Here is a 16671-nt window from a genome sequence, read left to right as displayed (position 1 = left end):
TGGTAGGCGCTAAAGCGGCGACCGAGAGCATTCCCGCGCGATGAAGCGCCGTAAGCCAGTGCCTACCTCGCCAATTCAACCGATAACGACCAGCCAGGGCGTCAGTTTGTATAGCCGTATCGGCAGCGTTTGCCGCAGGGCTTCGAGGGCCTGGTCGGTATCGGCGATATTGAAACGGCCGCTGACTTTTAGCTCGCGAGTGGCGGCGTCCTTGATTAAAATGCGGCCGCGACGATAGCGACTCAGCTCGGCGACGACTTGGGCCAACGAGGCATTGTCGAACACCGCGCTACCTTTCAACCAAGCGCCGATCCCGACGGGCGCCAGTTTGCGGCGGCCGCCGTCCAGATCGGCGCCGACCGCGATACTGTCGTTGGCTTTCAATACCGCCGCGACTTGCCGACCTTGCCCCACTTCGACGCTGCCGCCGAGCACCGAGACTTCGTCGTGGCCAACGCCGTCGCGGACAATGAAACGGGTACCCAACACCCGGGTCCGGCAATGCTTGCTGTCGACCACGAAGGGCTGTTCCGGATTGTGGCTGACCTCAAAATAGGCTTCGCCATACGCCAAATGAACCAGGCGTTCGCTGGCCCGATAGTCCACCGACAGCGCGGTGTCGGAATTCAACGTGATCCGGCTGCCGTCCGCCAGTTCCACGTTGCGGACTTCGCCCACGGCGCTACAGAAATCGGCGCGCAGGCAACTCAAACCGGGACGCAGAACCACCGCCGCCAACGCCAAACTGGCCGCCACCGCCAACAGCGGCATGCGATAGCGAACCCGCCGCCTCGCGGGCAACGCCGAAGCACTTATCGAAAAGTCGGCCAAGGCGCCGGCCAAATCGTCGTCTTGCCAAAATCGGGCAATATCGTCGTAGGCGGCGCGATGGACGGAATCGGCGGCGTACCACTCGGCGAACGCCTCCCGCTCGGTCGACGATGCCGAATCACCCCGCAAGCGCGCGAACCAATGCATGGCCTGGTCGGCAACGGCTTGAGCCTTGGCGTTATCGGGTACTGAATCGGTCATGGGGCATTATAAAACGGCGGGCGCGGCATGGGACTGCCGCTGATAAGACGTCCATCGGCGCCGAATCCTCAGTCGGAGTCGGGCCGGCCAAAATGCGGACCGAGTCGGTCCCGACAATGCTGCAAGCCTTTGATGATATGTTTTTCCACCGCGCTTTCGGAAATCGCCAATCGTTGCGCGATTTCCCGGTAGCTCAGCCCTCGTAACTTGTGCAGGATGAACACGTCGCGGCAACGCGGCGGCAGTTCGGCGATCGCCAGATGCAGCAAGGTTCGGCGCTGATCCGCGCCGACTTCTTGCTCCGGGCTGGGATGTTGCGCTTCGTCGGCGACATGGGTTTCGACGTGGCGTTCGACGATCTTAGAATGCCGCAGATAATCCAAGGCCAAGTTACCGGCGATACGGTACAGAAAGCCGCGCGGATGCTCGATAGGCGTGTCGATCGAAGTTTTGGCCAAAATGATGTAGCTGTCCTGCACCAAATCCTGAGCCGTGTCCGGGCATTTAACGATGCGCGACAAATGGTTGATTAATTCCTTGCGGTAACTTTGATACAAGTTGCTGATGTCGACTGTCATGAACGCATGAGCCTGAACCTGGCGGAATCCGATTGGCAAACCGGACCTCCAGCCATATTCGTGCCACAAATCGAGTCGAGCGATACTGCCGGGGCGGTTAAACCGGCGCACCTGCCGGGCACCGCCGGCCGCAGGCATCCGCGCGTGCCCGGCAACACCCCTCTGATTGAACCGGGCGGCTGCCGGGCAAGCCGCGGCCAGCGCTCAGCGCAAACCGGGCCGAGGGATTTGCCGGATTTCATATCCGTTATTTAACATAGTTTGTTAAACGATCGGTCGCAACCCGAGCCGAGCCGCATTCGCGCGCCGAAATCGAACACCGAAAAACCCGCCGCTTCGCCGCTGAAACCGCTCCTGGCTCGCGATTGACGTTCGCTGCGGCAAACAGAGGTTCGCAATCGTTAGCCTAAGACGGCAAAACGCGGCGGCGGCCGACCTAACCCCCCTGATCCCACTGCTTTTCCAGACGCTGCACCGATACCGGAAATGCCGTCTTCAACTGTTGTGCGAACAAGGACACTCGCAATTCTTCCAAGGCCCAGCGGAAGCTTTCCCGCTCGGGCGTCGGCGTCAAGGTCTTCATCTGTTTTTCGATATGCCGCCAGTAATGCTGCCACAACCTGTTGAGTCCCTGAACGTCCGGCGAATCCGGCTTTTGTTTATCCAAGCGGCATTCGCTGGCTTTCAAATAACGCGCGATCGCCGCCAATTGCCCGGCCGGGGTATGCCGCAAAAAACCTTTGTAGAGTAATAAGCCCAACTGCTGCTCGATGTCCTGTCGCACGCCCGGCGCAACGCCGGGTTGTTGCAAGCGCTTCCGCAGCGTTTGGTATTGGCCGAGGATGTCGCCGATTTGCTTGCCGACCTGGGTCATCGTTGTCATTAGCGTCGATTTTTTCGCCGCCAAAATGGCCTCGAACTGCTGCTGAGTGCGGATGGCCTGGCCTTCGACGAATACCGCCGCGAAGATCGCGTGCAACACATCGTCCTTGAAGTCGCCGCCAGCGCGGTCTTTGAGTAAGGGATGGGCCGGCAGCTGGTTGTAGGCCAGTTGCAAGGCCGGCAACACGCCGTGGTTTTTTAATAGGTATTGCGCATCTTTTTTACAAACCAACTGATACAGCTTAGTCAAGCCGTCGAAGTGAGCCAGTTCGGCCTTGTGCTGGGTTTCCAGTATTTTCACACCGACCGTCTGGCCTTCATCGACGATGGCTGGAAAGCCGATGAAGCTCTGGCCTTTTTGCATGAACTGCCAGGTTTCAGGCAAGTCGTCGAAGGCCCAGGCGATGCAGCCGGTGTGATTCATTTCTTCCTGCGCCAATTTGTCGAAACTGTCGCCGGCCTTGGTCGCGTGTTCGGCTTGCAGCTTGGCCAGATTGCGGCCGTAACCGATGGCCCGACCGGCATCGTCGACGACGCGGAAGTTCATCTTCAAATGTTCCGGCAGTTGATCCGGCTGCCATTCGTTGAGCGGGATCGCTTCGCCGGTCAGCTTGCGCAAACGATTGCTCAGCCATTCGTAGACCGAACCCTTGAAATCCGGCTCGATTTCCAGACAAGCCTTGGCGGTGTTCGGCACCGGCACGAAGTGCTTGCGTAAATGTTTGGGCAGCGACTTGATCAGCGCCGTAACTTTTTCCTCCAGCATGCCGGGCACCAGCCAGTCGAACGGCATCTGCCGAATCTGATTGAGCTGGTGCACCGGAATGATGGCCGTGACGCCGTCCTCGTCGTGGCCCGGCTCGAAGCGGTAATGCAATTCGATAGTCAAATCGCCGACTTTCTTGCTGTCCGGAAAATCCCAGTCGTTAATCTGGTTGTCGTCGTTCCTGGTCAGGTCTTCCTTGGTCAGAAACAGAATCTTCGGGTTGTCGCGCTCGACCTTTTTGCGCCATTGATCCAGCGCGATGCCGCTGACCACTTCGGCCGGCAGTTTTTTATCGTAAAACTGGTACAGCCATTCCTCATCCTCGATCAAATCGACGCGGCGGCCCTTGTGCTGAATGTAACCGACCTCCTCCAGCAGTTTTTCGTTGGCTTTAAAAAACGGCGCGTTGGAGTGGTAATCCTGATTAACCAGCGCATGGCGGATGAACATCTCCCGCGCCGCCTTGGGATCGACGTTTTCGTACGGCACTTTGCGCTTGGCGGTCAGCGTCAAGCCGTACAGCAAGGTCCGTTCGAACACGCCGCAGCGGCCGGCGTTCTTCTCCCAATGCGGGTCGTAATAATTGCGTTTGACCAAATGCTGGGCACAGGCTTCTATCCATTCCGGCTCGATCTTGGCGACGGTGCGGGCGTAAACCTTGCTGGTCTCGACCTGCTCGGCGGCCATGATCCACTTCGGCCGCGCCTTATGCTGGCCGGAACCGGGGAAGATGAAAAACTTCAGGCCGCGCGCGCCAAGGTATTCATATTGCTCATGCCTAAAGCCGATATTCGACAACAAGCCCGGCAGCAGCGCCATATGGATTTGCTCGTAATTGGCCGGATTGCCGGCGGTCTTTAAGCCCAAATCGCCGCGCGCCACCTGCATGATCTGGGTATGAATGTCGTGCCATTCGCGCATCCTGATATAGGACAAAAAGTTGTCCTGGCAGTATTTACGCAACTTGCTATTGGTCAGGTGTTTCTTCTGTTCCTCGAAGGCATTCCACAGATTCAGCAAGGTCAGGAAGTCCGAATCCTCGGCCTTGAATTGCGCATGTTTGGCCTCGGCCTGCGGCAATTTATCGGCCGGCTTGTCGCGCGGGTCTTGAATACTCAAGGCCGACACGATGATCGCGACCTCGTGCAGCGACCCCAGTTGCGCCGCCGCCAACAGCATGCGCGCCAGCTTCGGGTCGGTCGGAATCTTCGCCAACTGGCGGCCGGTGTCGGTCAAGTTGCCTTGCTTGTCCAAGGCATCGACTTCGAACAACGAAGTTTTGCCGTCGCGCACCATTTTTTCGTCGGGCGGCTCGACGAACGGGAATTCCTCGATGTCGCCGAGCTTGAGTGCCGCCATCTGCAAGATCACCGACGACAGATTGGTGCGCAGAATCTCGGGATCGGTGAATTCCGGCCGCGCCAGATAATCCTCTTTGGAATACAAGCGAATGCAGATACCTTCGGCCACCCGGCCGCAGCGCCCTGCTCTCTGGTTGGCGCTGGCTTGCGAGATGCGTTCGATCGGCAAGCGTTGAATCTTGCTCTTGGCGCTGTAGCGGCTGATGCGGGCGTGGCCGGAATCGATGACGCAACGAATGCCGGGCACAGTTAGCGAAGTCTCGGCGACGTTGGTCGCCAACACGATGCGCGGCTTGTTGCCGGACGGCTTGAACACCCGCTCCTGCTCGGCGACGCTGAGTTTGGAATACAGCGGCAACACCTCGTAGCGGCCGTTGTTATGCGACTTGCGCAGGGATTCGGTGGTCTCGCGGATTTCGTGCTCGCCGCTCAAAAAAATCAGAATGTCGCCGCGCAAATCCCGATACAACTCGTCCACCGCATCCAGTATTGCTTGCTGCAAATCGGCCGACGTTTCGTCGTCTTCCTCGATCAGTTCGATCGGCCGGTAACGCACATCCACCGGATAGGTGCGGCCGGAAACGTTGACGATAGGCGCGCCGTTAAAATGCTTGGCGAAACGCTCCGGGTCGATGGTTGCCGAGGTGATCACCACTTTCAAATCCGGCCGCTTCGGCAACAGCCAGCGCAAGTAGCCCAGCAAAAAGTCGATGTTCAGACTGCGCTCGTGGGCCTCGTCGATGATCAGCGTGTCGTACTGGTTCAGATAGCGGTCGTTCTGGGTTTCCGCCAGTAAAATCCCGTCGGTCATCAGTTTGACCAATGAATTCGGCGCGGTCTGGTCGTGAAAGCGCACCTTGTAGCCGACCGTGTTGCCGATGGCCTGGCCCAATTCCTCGGCGATGCGGTCGGCCACGGTGCGCGCCGCGATCTTTCTGGGCTGGGTATGGCCGATCATGCCGCTGATGCCTCGGCCGATGTCCAAACAAATCTTCGGCAACTGGGTGGTCTTGCCGGAACCGGTCTCGCCGCAGACTATCGTCACTTGGTTGTTTTTAATCAGCTCGGCAATCTCGTCCTTCTTACCGCTGACCGGCAAATCCGGGTAATTGATTACCGGTACCGAAGCGCGACGCTGATTACAACGGCTCACCGAACGGTCGATCTTGTCGGCCAGTTGTTGCAACTGCCCAGCTACATCCTTGCCCTTCCCCGCCTCGCCGCGCAGTCTATCCAATTGCCGCTTCAAGCCGTGGCGGTCGGCACTCATGCAGCTGGCAAGGTTTCGGGAAAGTTGTTTCAAGGTTTCGGTTGAGGACATTGGATGTAGCAGGTAAAAAGCGGGAGATTATACGGGGTTTATGTTGGTTGATTGTTCCGGCAATAAGCGGTATTGCTGCCGAAACCCTTCGAAGTCAGCCCTAATTTCGGTAACTGTTTGGCCTAATTCCGGCCCCATACGCAAGGCGTCATCGCGGCGGGATTCGCCAATTTCCTGCAACACAGCGTAGTAATACGGCTTTAGGTGTTCTTTCAAATTTAGATGTCGATATTTTTCATCTTCGAATAACTTTAATGCAAATGCGGTTTGATCTTTGGCAACTAACATAATAACTAGCAATGGAAGCAATATCGTCATTTCATGTTCTTCTCCCTCGAGCTCAGACAAAGCTTGATCGATAAAATTGAAGGCCTCAAGATAATCTTCGTTCCATAGGGTCACCATGCCCAACAACCTATTTGAAACAGCTTTTGGCTCAATTTCCAAAGCGTTACGGAGTAGCCTTAGCGCTTTACGCGGCTGTTGGCCGCACATCAGATAATAGGTCGAGAAATCGCGCATTGCTTCTGCATTCCCCGCACCTACAGCCATCGAAAAATAGTGTTCGGCACGTTCTAACTTATCTTGTTCAGCATAGTTTTTGGCTAGATCAATCGTCGCATCTGAAAATCCCTTTTCAATTGCTAAGAGATAATAACGCTCTGCTTTTTTAAACTTCCCTTGATCTTGATATAAACGAGCCAATGCCCAGTAGCCAACAGGAAGACCTTTCTCCGCAGTTTTTTGATAGTAAGACTCGGCCAGCGTCAATTTACCCTCATCTTGATAAATAACACCAACCCATCCCATTGCCCTTGGGATACCTTTTTCAGCTACAGGCAATATAAGCTTCAACGCTTCTTTTAAATCACCTCGTTTATATGCTTTATCTGCTTTGTCGAACAACGCATAATCAGACTCCTGCAAACTCTCCGCCACTTCCGGGACAAACTCCCGCGTTGTATCCAACACCCGCTGCTGCAACTCCAAATCCCGCAAACTCTGCGCCAGCGCCTGGCTCCACGACAAGGCGTGACGCGGGGCCAGTTTGCCTCCTTTCAAGGCATCCATATGCCGTTCGGCACGTTCGGCCAACTCCCGTTCATCGCACCAGCTTTCCAAAAACTTGACCAGCCAAATCGCCCGTTGCTTGTCGTTTTTCCTCCCCAAGCGCATCAAACACCAGATATTGAAGAAGCGTTCTTCCAGTTGGTAGAGATGGTTCTTGGTCGAGGTAGGGATGCAGCGAATCAGGCGGTTTTTTTCCAACTGCTTCAATTGCGCGGAAACCAATTTGCTGGCGAGTTTGGTTTTGGCGGCTATTTCCTTGGTGGACATGGCGTCCCAACCCAGTGCAATCGAGTGGACGATGGCCTGTTGCTGGGTTGGTAGGTCGTCCAAACGGTGTTTGTATAGTGGCGTGACGCGATCCAGCAACACCTCCAGATCGTCCAACGCGCTGCCGTGGTCGTCCAGAAAGATTTCGAACAGCAGAATCATCGTGCGCGGCACGCCGGCGGTGAGGCGACGCAGGGCTTCGACCTTTCCGGCTTTGGTTTCCAGAATTTCCCGCATTTTTGCGGTCTGCTCGGCGTTACCCAGCCCCAACAACAATTCGTGGGTTTCCTCGCGATTGAGGCCGGACAAGGTTTTGACGGTAAAAAACTGGAAAAACGGCTTACCTTGGTCGTAATGCTGCTCCAGCATCACGGCAGAAGCACCGACGATGCGGATGCGGCGACTGGTTTGCAGGATTTCCCGTAGCCGTTGCTGATCACGCAATTCGAACTTGCCGAGCATTTCTCCCAGATTATCGATCAACAACAAAACGCTTTTATCCGCCTGTTGCAAAGCATCGCCCAGGATAGAGAAACAATCCTTTTCGTAGTGCGGCGACTGGTAAGCTTCTTCATATTGATCCGGCAATGTCTCAAACTCAGGTTGGTCGGCCAAATGCTCGGCTACCAGTTCCCACAAACGGCATAAAGACGTGACCGAATATTCCTCCTCGCGAAACAACACCGGAATCAACCAAGGCGACATTTCGGCGTCGTCGCGCACGCAAATCGACAGCTTACGCAACAGCGTGGTTTTACCCTGGCCGCGCAAGCCCTGAATGATGGTGTGCTTGAACAATTGATTAGGCCCGGTTTCGCGAACGCGTTGCAGCAGTTCCACCAAGGTATCGCGGCGTACCACGAAGCGTTCGACGAACAAGTCTTCCTGCATTTCCTGCGGATTATAAATGGCTGCGACTTTCATCTTTAGGCTCCGATCAGTTGGCAATTTCTTTCCACCACCAGGCACGCAGTACCGGGGAGATGAAACGAAAGCGATTTTGTTCGTCACGGGCCAGATAACCGTCGTGTTGCAGGATATTCAGCAGGCGGGAAACTTCGTCCATGACATCGTGTTGCACCGCCAAATTACAGGCTTCAGCGTAGTCGATGCCGAGGCGATCCGGATCAGCCGCCAAACTGAGCAAGGTTTTACAAAATCGGTATTCTTCTTTGCTTAACGCTTGCGGTTTCAGGCGGTTGTGCCAGTGTTCGAAGTTGTTGCGATGGCCGATCATGGCTTGGAAAGCCTCATCGATATGCTTCTCTTCGAGCGGAGACGCGTGGAGTTCGTCGATCAGCAAACTGATGTAGAACGGAGCCAACCAATCGATACGGTCCAGCAACGTTTTCAGCCAGATAGCGTCGGCCTGCAGTCCTTTTCGCAGCAACAAACACTGGGTATAACTTAATGCCTCATCGCGCCGGAACGGACGCATTTTAACTTCGCGCAAATCGTTGATGTGCTTGGTAAAGCCCATACCCTCCACCACGTTCTGCAAGCCGATGGAGCCGGCATAGAGAAATTGAATTTTGCCTTTGTACTTCGGCTCTTGTCGCAATTCGCGCTGGGTGGTCAGCAACTTGCGCACTTGCGGCACCCCTTCGTTTTCGCGGATGTTTTCCAACGTCTGTGGGAATTCGTCCAACATCAATACGATGGGCCGACCCGGCTCCAGATGTTCCAGTAAACGGCAAAACTCGGCGTGATAATCCAGCGATTTGGCGTCGCCGAAACGTACACTCTTGCCCAGTTCCTGGATATTGATACTTTTGAAGCGACTAGTAATACTCCATCCCAGCGTATCCCAACGGTTCAAAAAATTTTGATCCACCAAATGGGAAATCAGCTTGCGATAAAACTCGTCGACAGTATCCGACGACTCGACGATCAAATAAGTGGGCAGGAAAGTATCTGGAGCGTTTGCTTCCAGATGTTGCATCAACTGGGTTTTGCCGATGCGGCGATGACCACTGAGGATGACATGCTCGCCACTGGTCAAGCGCTCGGTTAGCGTTTCGAATATATCGTGTAAAGGCTGATAATGAGGCATGAAGGACTACTGACAAAAAATATGTTGCTACCGTAATAGACAATATATTTTTTGTCAAATTATTTAGCAAAATTTTTATTGCCAAACAAGATTAAGCCAATGTCTGCATTACTCAATCATATTTGTGAATGGGCGATTCCTACGTTCCTACAACTCGATAAGGTGCGCCAAATAGGATGCTGCCGTTAGCCATCGACCGGCGCCATTGAGTTGTGCATTCACCGTCTCAGCATCCACGATCAACCCTTTGCGTTGCGCGGCAAACAATAAGGCTGCGGCACCAACAATCTCTAACTGCCTTCCATCGTTCTCACGCTCCAGCGTGGGAACGCAATGACGGACGCTCCAGCGTCCAAATATGCACCGCATGAGCGGTGCGGGACAGCACAAAAGCGCGCTGCCTCTTAGCTTCATGCTAGACGTTAATACTCTTACATTGAAGGATTACTATGAAATCTGAAGTTGTTGCCGAAGCTGCACATGCCACTCTTGACGGCAGCATTCCTTTTCCAGAGGTTGTCAAGGCCATAAGGTGCGCAGACTAACGGGTGCTGCCGTCAGGCGCACCGTTCGCGATCGTTGCGCCTCGCATGGCTCGGCACAACCTATAGGCGGTCGCACCTTTTTGGGATTACGGCTGGCGGCTGTAGATCAATCAACAGACCTTCGTCGGAAAAACTATCCGTCCGCACTTGGCCGACTGCCGCTGTTTTTACACTGGTTACCGAACTCCAGCTTGGCAGCTGAACCCTGAAAGCTCTAGCACTCTTTATTTGACAGGACGCAAGAGCTTCCAAGTTTTAGGTATTCAAGCTAGAGCTTGAATATACGTGAAATGCGGCACAGCTAAGCCTGAACCGATTAATGCTCTATCTCCCGCCGAAGCCGCTTTGGATTCCGCCTGCAGTCCAGAATTCGGATTACAAGGGCTTGATCGTCGATCACTTTGTAATAAATGGCATAGGGAAACCGCTTTGCCAAAAGCCTATGGAATCCAAAATGCAGGCTATGAACCACGGCATATAAAGCTAATGAATCAATTTCGGCGAACAGACTATCGAAAAAATAATCGCCAAATCCTTCTTGCTACTTATCGTAAAACACGCAGCCTGCCGACAAATCATCCATGGCAGTGCGTAAAATCCGAATTTTCATTCGAACCGCGAGCGTAATGCCTTTTTGGCTTGCCGCCAATCGACCGCCTCGACATCCCCTGCTGCATAAGCGACTTCCGTGCGCTGTAATTCCTCCTGATGCCAAGGTAACGCCGGGGCGTCATTTTCGTTATCGAGCAAATCGTCCCACAGCGCTTCGATGAGCTTGAGTTTTTCGGTTGCAGGTAATTGCCGCAGTTTAGCGCTGATCATCAGGGTACTCTCGTATCGGAATGGCCGGGTCGATACTAGCCGGAAACAGCGTTGAAAGCCAAGATTTATCGATCCCACGCGCCAACCCGTCTCGCCGCAGAGGTGCCATTCCCCGCTAGACGCGCGCTACTAAGTCCCCACGCGGGGGCGTACGCGCGGCTTGGGAGGCAGAATCGCATCGGCGAATGCGGCCCTAATCTCTACCCTTGCCTGTACCGACTGCGCAAATAATTGAGCCGAGGCGAAGATACCAATATGGCGCCGGCCAGCGATATTTATAGTTTTAGTCTGGATGCTTACGCTTCGTTGAAAATCGCCGGTAAAGGCGCGGGATTGGAAACGCTGCGGCAGGCCATGTCGGTTCGATTTAACCGCGGCGCCAAGCCAAAGCTCTGAATCTTGCGCTTATGGCAAAAACCGGGGGTATCCCGAATTTTCGCAAAGTGGACCGACCGACCTGCTTACGAAGACTTGCTTCAATCCAGTCTTACCCGGCCCGCAGTACCATCGACTGTCACTATGTCGCCGTTCGTCAAAGCATCCAACACACCTCTGACGCTCATTACCGCAGGTAACCCCACTTCCCGCGCAGTCACTGCGCCGTGCGACAAAGGTCCGCCACTTTCGGTGATCACAGCCGCCGCCTTATAAAATAAAGGCGTCCAAGCCGGATTGGTGGTACGAGCCACCAGTACCGCGTTGACCGGAAAATCGGCGAAATCGTCCTGCGACAACACCTTAAATACCGTGCCGCTGGCGATACCGGGGCTACCGGGCAAACCAACAAAGTCCCCGTCTTTAGCGGTATAGGCTTGTGACTTACCCAATTCCCATTCCGGAGAATGCTGCCTATGGTTTTGATACGCCTGTTTTTCCCGGACTATGCTATCGGCCAAACAACGCCACGACTCGGCGTCGTTAAGGCGGATTGTTTCCGAGAGCTGTTCGGCTCTGGCAAAGAACACATCCATCGCATCCGTAATTACGCCCCTAGCCTGCAAGGCTAGGCCCAAGGCCCGTAAACCCTTGCGGAACGGCAATGTCAATCGTGTCGTCTGGTAATGCTCTATGTCGTCCAATGCGGTATAAACCCGCGTCAAGCGCAACAGCTCCTGAACCGGAAACCGCAAATCCTCCGGCAACCCGACTATCAATTGCCGCTCGGTTTCCAACATCCGGATTTTCAAAGTACGTTCCTTTTCGGCAGGGTCTTCCACGGCCGAGTCCAACATCATTTTCAGATTTTCAATCACCAGCCATGGCGCTTCCAACCAGGTCGGATGATAGGGATCGAACTCTACTTCCCGATGCCCATGATCCAGTAAAAAACGCTGGAAAGCGGCTGCAATATCTGCTTCCTGTATGAATCCGCCGGAAGCCAGAAATTGCTGACCCGTTTGGGTGCGCAACGCTTGCACGAGTTTGGGGTACTCGGCGATCCGCCGTGCCAGCCGGTAAAGTTCCTTATTGACGAAGCCTGTTTTGGTTTCGCAGTACGCCAACAAGCGATCAAAGGTCGCTGGCGCATCCGCGTCGCCGACCGCCGCTCCGACGATGCTGTACACCAGTTTGTATAGCGTGCGCTGAGTAATGGAAATAGCAATATTTGGCAGAAAATATTCTGCACCGAGCTGTTTCACCCGCAGTACAAAATCCCACAACTCGGGAATAGAGCGTCCTGTCAGCGGCTCGGCCATTAATTCGCCGAGGCCGAGTAAATAGCGATCCAAATCGCGCGACCACGCCATCGGTAATTCCTGCACCCAGGCATAGCGTTTGCGCAGTGTCGGTAAAGCAGACATCAGTTCGGCAACCGAACGCACGTTCAATGAATTTGCAGTGCCTTCGGCATAAACTTCGACGGCATTCTGGTTGCCGTATACATAATTATCGAACAAGGCGAACCACTTGCCGTGAAACGGCGGCAAGCCCATCAATTCGAAAGAATGCGACAGCGATTGGTGAAAACCCTCCGCCACCAAATCCCAAGCCAGCGGCGTAATCACCGAGGGAAATCGCTCGGCGGATTCGTCACGGGTCCAGCGCGGAGGGATGCGGGTAATCGGTCGCGCTTGCAACAGCCATAATTGTTCACCCTCAAAACCCCACTCTATATCCTGCGGATAACCGTAAAACTTTTCGACGCGCCGCATCAAATCGGATAACTCAGCCAACTCCAGTTCGCTGAGACAAGGTAAATTAGCTCGATCATCTGATAAGTTCTCGCTGCGCGTACCGGTGCGGTCGGCGACGATGCATGAGGATTTATGCGCCAGAACCGCGTCCAACACTCGCCCGGACGACTTCTCCAGCAACCAATGATCAACCTGATGCTCACCGCCCACCACCGATTCACCCAAGCCATAATTGGCATCCACCGACTGTTGTGCTGGATCGCCGGTAACCGGATTGATGCAAAACCCCACGCCGGCGACCCGATTGAAGGCCATTTTTTGCACCACCACCGCCATCGCTGTGTTCGACAAGCCGATACCGGCCTGCAAGCGGTAAGCAATGGCGCGGGCACTCCACAGCGACACCCAACAATCCCGGATACGCGAAACAATGTCGTCGATGCCGATGCAATTCAGATACGTCTCATGCTGCCCGGCGAATGCTGCGCCGCCCAAGTCCTCGGCAGTGGCGGAACTACGCACGGAGAACGCCGTGTCGTCCGAAAACTCAGCCAACACCTCCGCAATTGCCTGCTTCAGGCTTTCTGGCACCGATAGCTGGGTCAACTGCTCGCATAAACTTGTGCACGCTTGTTCCAAGGCCAGGGGTTCGTCTATAGGCAAATTCCGAAGCAAATCCGGCAATGCATCGTATTGCTCAATGAACGAATAGTATCCCTCCGGCGGCAACACAAAGCCTGATGGAACGGCAAACCCAGCCTGCGTCAAGCGGGCAAGGTTGGCGCCCTTACCGCCGGATATGGCGGAATCCAGAGCAGACGGATGATGAAAATCAAACAGCGTTGGCATAGGTATCCTTCTTGTTGGGGTTGATGGCGGGGTGAGCGGCATGACGGCGAGCTTCGTATAAACCAAAGCCTGCCAACGCCAAGCCGCTGAGGACATCGACAAAATAGTGGTAACGCAAATAAAAAGTAGCGATCCATAAACCCAATATCGGCAACAACAAAACCCAGAACTCAAGGCGATGATGCCGTCCGGCAAATCCCAGTATATAAAGCGTCACAGCCACGTGCAGACTCGGCCAGACATCGACTTTATTACTGCCTTGCTCAACCATCGCGTGATTAAATGCAGTGACCGCGCCGCCACTCAATTTCACGTTGAACAACTCCGGATAGGCCAGCCAAGGCCCGGCAGCCGGCACCAGCAGATAACCGAGAAACCCCAAGCCGTAAACCGCGAATAGGCCGGTGTAAAATTCGCCGAGCAACTCCCTGCGCCGGAAAAAATAACGCAGCAGACTGACGAGCAACAATGGCATCAATAACAAGTAGCAAGCGCTCATTAGTTCGGTGAGCGGTGGGCTAATCCATCGTTCCAACCATACCGACGGCGTTTCGCCTATCAATAGCCGATCCAATGCCAACAACTGGGCATCGAAGCGTACGCTCCTGACAGCGGGGATAGCCCCGGCCATGGCTTGATATGACACATTCATACCCACGGCCAGACTGACGCAAATGGCAGCCAATAGCTCCCAACTGCGTTGCCTGGAATACCTGCGCGCCAATCCGGCCATGCCGGCCAACATCGGACAAAACAATAGACTCCAAACCGTCAGGTGCGCGATTTCGATGGCTGAAACAGCGCCCAGATAGATACTGAAATAGCGTAAGGGCGGGTCGAGAAGTTTATTCATGCGCTTTGCGCTCCGCCAAATTCCGATAGGCTGTTACCAATACCGCCCTCATCTCAGGATGAAAAACCGCATTACCGAGTGCTACCGTCAATTTACGGAATCGGTAGCAAGCCAATAGGCCAACGGTACTGATCGCGCCGTAAAGAACAAACCAACTTGGTCCGGCACATACAAACAAACCTACGCAAACGGTCACGACCCAAAATAATCCTACCGGCAAACCGACTACCATGCGCCAAAAGGCGATGACATTCTGCTCGTCAGACAGAAGCCGACTAGCGATACGCCCGGCAGCCAGTACCGGAAAATTCAATATGCTGAAACAAGCGATGATAGGCGCCAGCAGTAACCACTTAACTAAATCCCGTTGCCACAACCGGTGCGGTATTAAAGGTAGGCCTTGATGAAGAAAAAGACCTTTATCCTTGGCAACTGCCTCCAACTCCCGCAGTTGCTCGGATAAAGCAGGCGCAACCTGCCCCTCGAATTTTTTTAAATGTTCAGCGTAAGAACGATCGGTACTTAAAATGCGGGCATAAGCCAATTTTTCTGCCATTTGCTGAGCTTCGGTATTGACAAAATTAGCCCCAACAGCCTCCAGGCCATCGACAATTGACTGATGCATCGCTATCTCGTCGGCGTTTTGCGGAATGATGGGTACGCCTATTAACACCTCAACACGGCTTTGCCAGTGAGTAGGGTCTTCGTAGTGAACAGCCAAGGGCTGGATAATGGGCCTGACTCCAGCGGCCATGGCTCGGGCAACGATACGCGCGGCACCGCGATTAAACGGTAAATGTCGGCAACCGAGGGAACTAGTGCCTTCCGGCATGATGAACAGTTGTCCACCCACTTTCAGTAACTCTATACATTCCGCCAAGGCCTTGCCGTTATTGGCCTTAATTCCGCGAGCCTTATCCTTGGCACGGGCTACCGCGATACCACGGAACAAAAATCTGCCCAACGGTAAACGCTGCAGCTGCGCCGATACCATCGGCATGGCCAAAGGAACAGCAAACGAATAGGGTGCGGCATCGAGTGCGCCATTACGGTGAGTGGCTACAAACACGACAGGGCCGACTAACGTTAGCCGCTCTTTGCCGATGACTCTTATTCGACTGAATGCCAGATAGCCAATGCAGCGCCATATGCCGTAGTGAAGCAAACCCGCAATATTTAGACTCGTCATTCTAACGCCCTTCTTCGTCAGGCAATATTCGTAGCTCGAAATATAGCTGGAGAATCCGGTTAAGGCATATCTATGACAAATTGCGACATCGGGAAATCATGAAAAGCTTATAAGCCAACATTATTGGCTTCAAAAATCAGCTTTGTTATCGTTCCCACGCTCCGGCGTGGGAATGCTGAGGCGGACACTCCTGCGTCCCGATGACATGCCGATTTGATTTGGCGCCAGCGTAAGTTAAAGTCGTCGTCGCCTTTCGGTAATGTCCAAATGGTGTGAAGATGGTCCGGCAAAATCACGATGGCATCCATAGTAAACGGATGAAGCGCTTTTACCTGCCGAAACGCGTCTCGCAATACATCGATTCGTTCGGTCAACAGCGTTTTCCGCCTGTCCGCAATATTGACAGTAAAAAAGTAAATCCCGCCTTTGCGTTTGTGGCGATGATAGTTAGTCATATTCCGGCAATTGTCGATGGGTTTCGGCTACCGCCTCTACCCATCCTACTCGCTAAAACCAATAGTCGCCTATACATTTCCCATCCCGTGGCAAGTCATCGAATGAATCCAGTCCATCAAAGTGGTCAATAGGTAGCTTGGCAATAGGTTCTGGTTCGGTTAGACGCAAGTTGACGGCAATTCTGCGGCGACCTTCCTTGTCAATTGCTTGTGCTCGCCAGTACGCAACACAGCCACAGTTAGGGCAGAAATGGAATTCGATGGACTTTCCACGAGTGTAAATTTTAGTTTGGCCTGAAACAATTATGCCTTCATTTTCGAAGTCATATGCCCACAATACGCCATAACGTCGGCAGACTGTGCAGTTGCAGGCAGTAGCCGACTCGGGTACTCCATCGAATATCCAATGTACCGCACCGCAGTGGCAAGAGCCTTCAAGTTTTTTAGTCATAAGTTCTCCAATATTGCTTAATGCAGAAGTGAGCGGCCAGC

General features: G+C 54.0%; 13 protein-coding genes. 2 read left to right on the top strand and 11 right to left on the bottom strand.

The genetic code is table 11. From position 1 onward, the window contains the following. Window positions 1-75: 75 nt before the first annotated feature. Both ACQE3E_RS08285 and ACQE3E_RS08280 read right to left on the bottom strand, forming a co-directional pair. Window positions 76-1032 (bottom strand): FecR family protein, encoded by a 957-nt coding sequence (locus ACQE3E_RS08285; RefSeq protein ID WP_427501504.1) that lies wholly within the window; start codon window positions 1030-1032, stop codon window positions 76-78. A 68-nt stretch (window positions 1033-1100) separates the two neighbouring features. Further along, window positions 1101-1610: an RNA polymerase sigma factor gene (locus ACQE3E_RS08280; protein ID WP_071157805.1), complete on the bottom strand. Its 510-nt coding sequence runs from the start codon at window positions 1608-1610 to the stop codon at window positions 1101-1103. 6 nt (window positions 1611-1616) lie between these two features. Between ACQE3E_RS08280 and ACQE3E_RS08275 the strand changes: the two genes are divergently transcribed. Beyond that, complete coding sequence (locus ACQE3E_RS08275; protein ID WP_427501503.1) at window positions 1617-1865, top strand: hypothetical protein; 249 nt, start codon at window positions 1617-1619, stop codon at window positions 1863-1865. Between the two features lie 181 nt (window positions 1866-2046). Here the strand turns inward: ACQE3E_RS08275 and hrpA are convergent, their stop codons facing one another. From hrpA to ACQE3E_RS08255, 4 genes are all read right to left on the bottom strand, one after another. Beyond that, window positions 2047-5940 (bottom strand): ATP-dependent RNA helicase HrpA, encoded by a 3894-nt coding sequence (gene hrpA / locus ACQE3E_RS08270; RefSeq protein WP_427501502.1) that lies wholly within the window; start codon window positions 5938-5940, stop codon window positions 2047-2049. Window positions 5941-5967: 27 nt separating this feature from the next. Further along, window positions 5968-8289, bottom strand: coding sequence for a hypothetical protein (locus tag ACQE3E_RS08265; RefSeq protein WP_427501501.1), 2322 nt, complete (start codon window positions 8287-8289; stop codon window positions 5968-5970). Continuing rightward, the gene (locus ACQE3E_RS08260) at window positions 8216-9331 is read right to left on the bottom strand and encodes an AAA family ATPase (protein WP_071157799.1); all 1116 of its coding nucleotides are present in this window, start codon (window positions 9329-9331) and stop codon (window positions 8216-8218) included. Before ACQE3E_RS08260 ends, ACQE3E_RS08265 begins: the two co-directional genes overlap by 74 nt. Before the next feature lie 1151 nt (window positions 9332-10482). After that, the gene (locus tag ACQE3E_RS08255; RefSeq protein WP_427501500.1) at window positions 10483-10698 is read right to left on the bottom strand and encodes an addiction module protein; all 216 of its coding nucleotides are present in this window, start codon (window positions 10696-10698) and stop codon (window positions 10483-10485) included. Between the two features lie 255 nt (window positions 10699-10953). On the opposite strand from ACQE3E_RS08255, the gene ACQE3E_RS08250 reads away from it, so the two are divergent. Further along, window positions 10954-11094 (top strand): hypothetical protein, encoded by a 141-nt coding sequence (locus tag ACQE3E_RS08250; RefSeq protein ID WP_427501499.1) that lies wholly within the window; start codon window positions 10954-10956, stop codon window positions 11092-11094. A gap of 80 nt (window positions 11095-11174) precedes the next feature. Here the strand turns inward: ACQE3E_RS08250 and ACQE3E_RS08245 are convergent, their stop codons facing one another. The 5 genes from ACQE3E_RS08245 to ACQE3E_RS08225 all read right to left on the bottom strand — a co-directional run bounded on the left by ACQE3E_RS08245 (window position 11175) and on the right by ACQE3E_RS08225 (window position 16630). Then, window positions 11175-13682 (bottom strand): PEP/pyruvate-binding domain-containing protein, encoded by a 2508-nt coding sequence (locus ACQE3E_RS08245; RefSeq protein WP_427501498.1) that lies wholly within the window; start codon window positions 13680-13682, stop codon window positions 11175-11177. After that, window positions 13666-14535: a phosphatase PAP2 family protein gene (locus ACQE3E_RS08240; protein WP_281022827.1), complete on the bottom strand. Its 870-nt coding sequence runs from the start codon at window positions 14533-14535 to the stop codon at window positions 13666-13668. The genes ACQE3E_RS08245 and ACQE3E_RS08240 overlap by 17 nt, the downstream gene beginning before the upstream one ends. Further along, the gene (locus ACQE3E_RS08235) at window positions 14528-15724 is read right to left on the bottom strand and encodes a 1-acyl-sn-glycerol-3-phosphate acyltransferase (RefSeq protein ID WP_427501497.1); all 1197 of its coding nucleotides are present in this window, start codon (window positions 15722-15724) and stop codon (window positions 14528-14530) included. The genes ACQE3E_RS08240 and ACQE3E_RS08235 overlap by 8 nt, the downstream gene beginning before the upstream one ends. A gap of 107 nt (window positions 15725-15831) precedes the next feature. Further along, complete coding sequence (locus ACQE3E_RS08230) at window positions 15832-16179, bottom strand: REP-associated tyrosine transposase (protein WP_427501496.1); 348 nt, start codon at window positions 16177-16179, stop codon at window positions 15832-15834. 52 nt (window positions 16180-16231) lie between these two features. Then, entirely contained in the window at window positions 16232-16630 is a 399-nt protein-coding gene (locus ACQE3E_RS08225; protein WP_281022824.1) for a GFA family protein, read from the bottom strand. Between the last annotated feature and the right edge of the window lie 41 nt (window positions 16631-16671).

This window comes from Methylomonas sp. MED-D (assembly GCF_050276835.1).
In the GTDB taxonomy this organism is placed as follows: Bacteria; Pseudomonadota; Gammaproteobacteria; order Methylococcales; family Methylomonadaceae; genus Methylomonas; species Methylomonas koyamae_A.
This window is presented reverse-complemented; position numbering and strand designations above follow the sequence as displayed.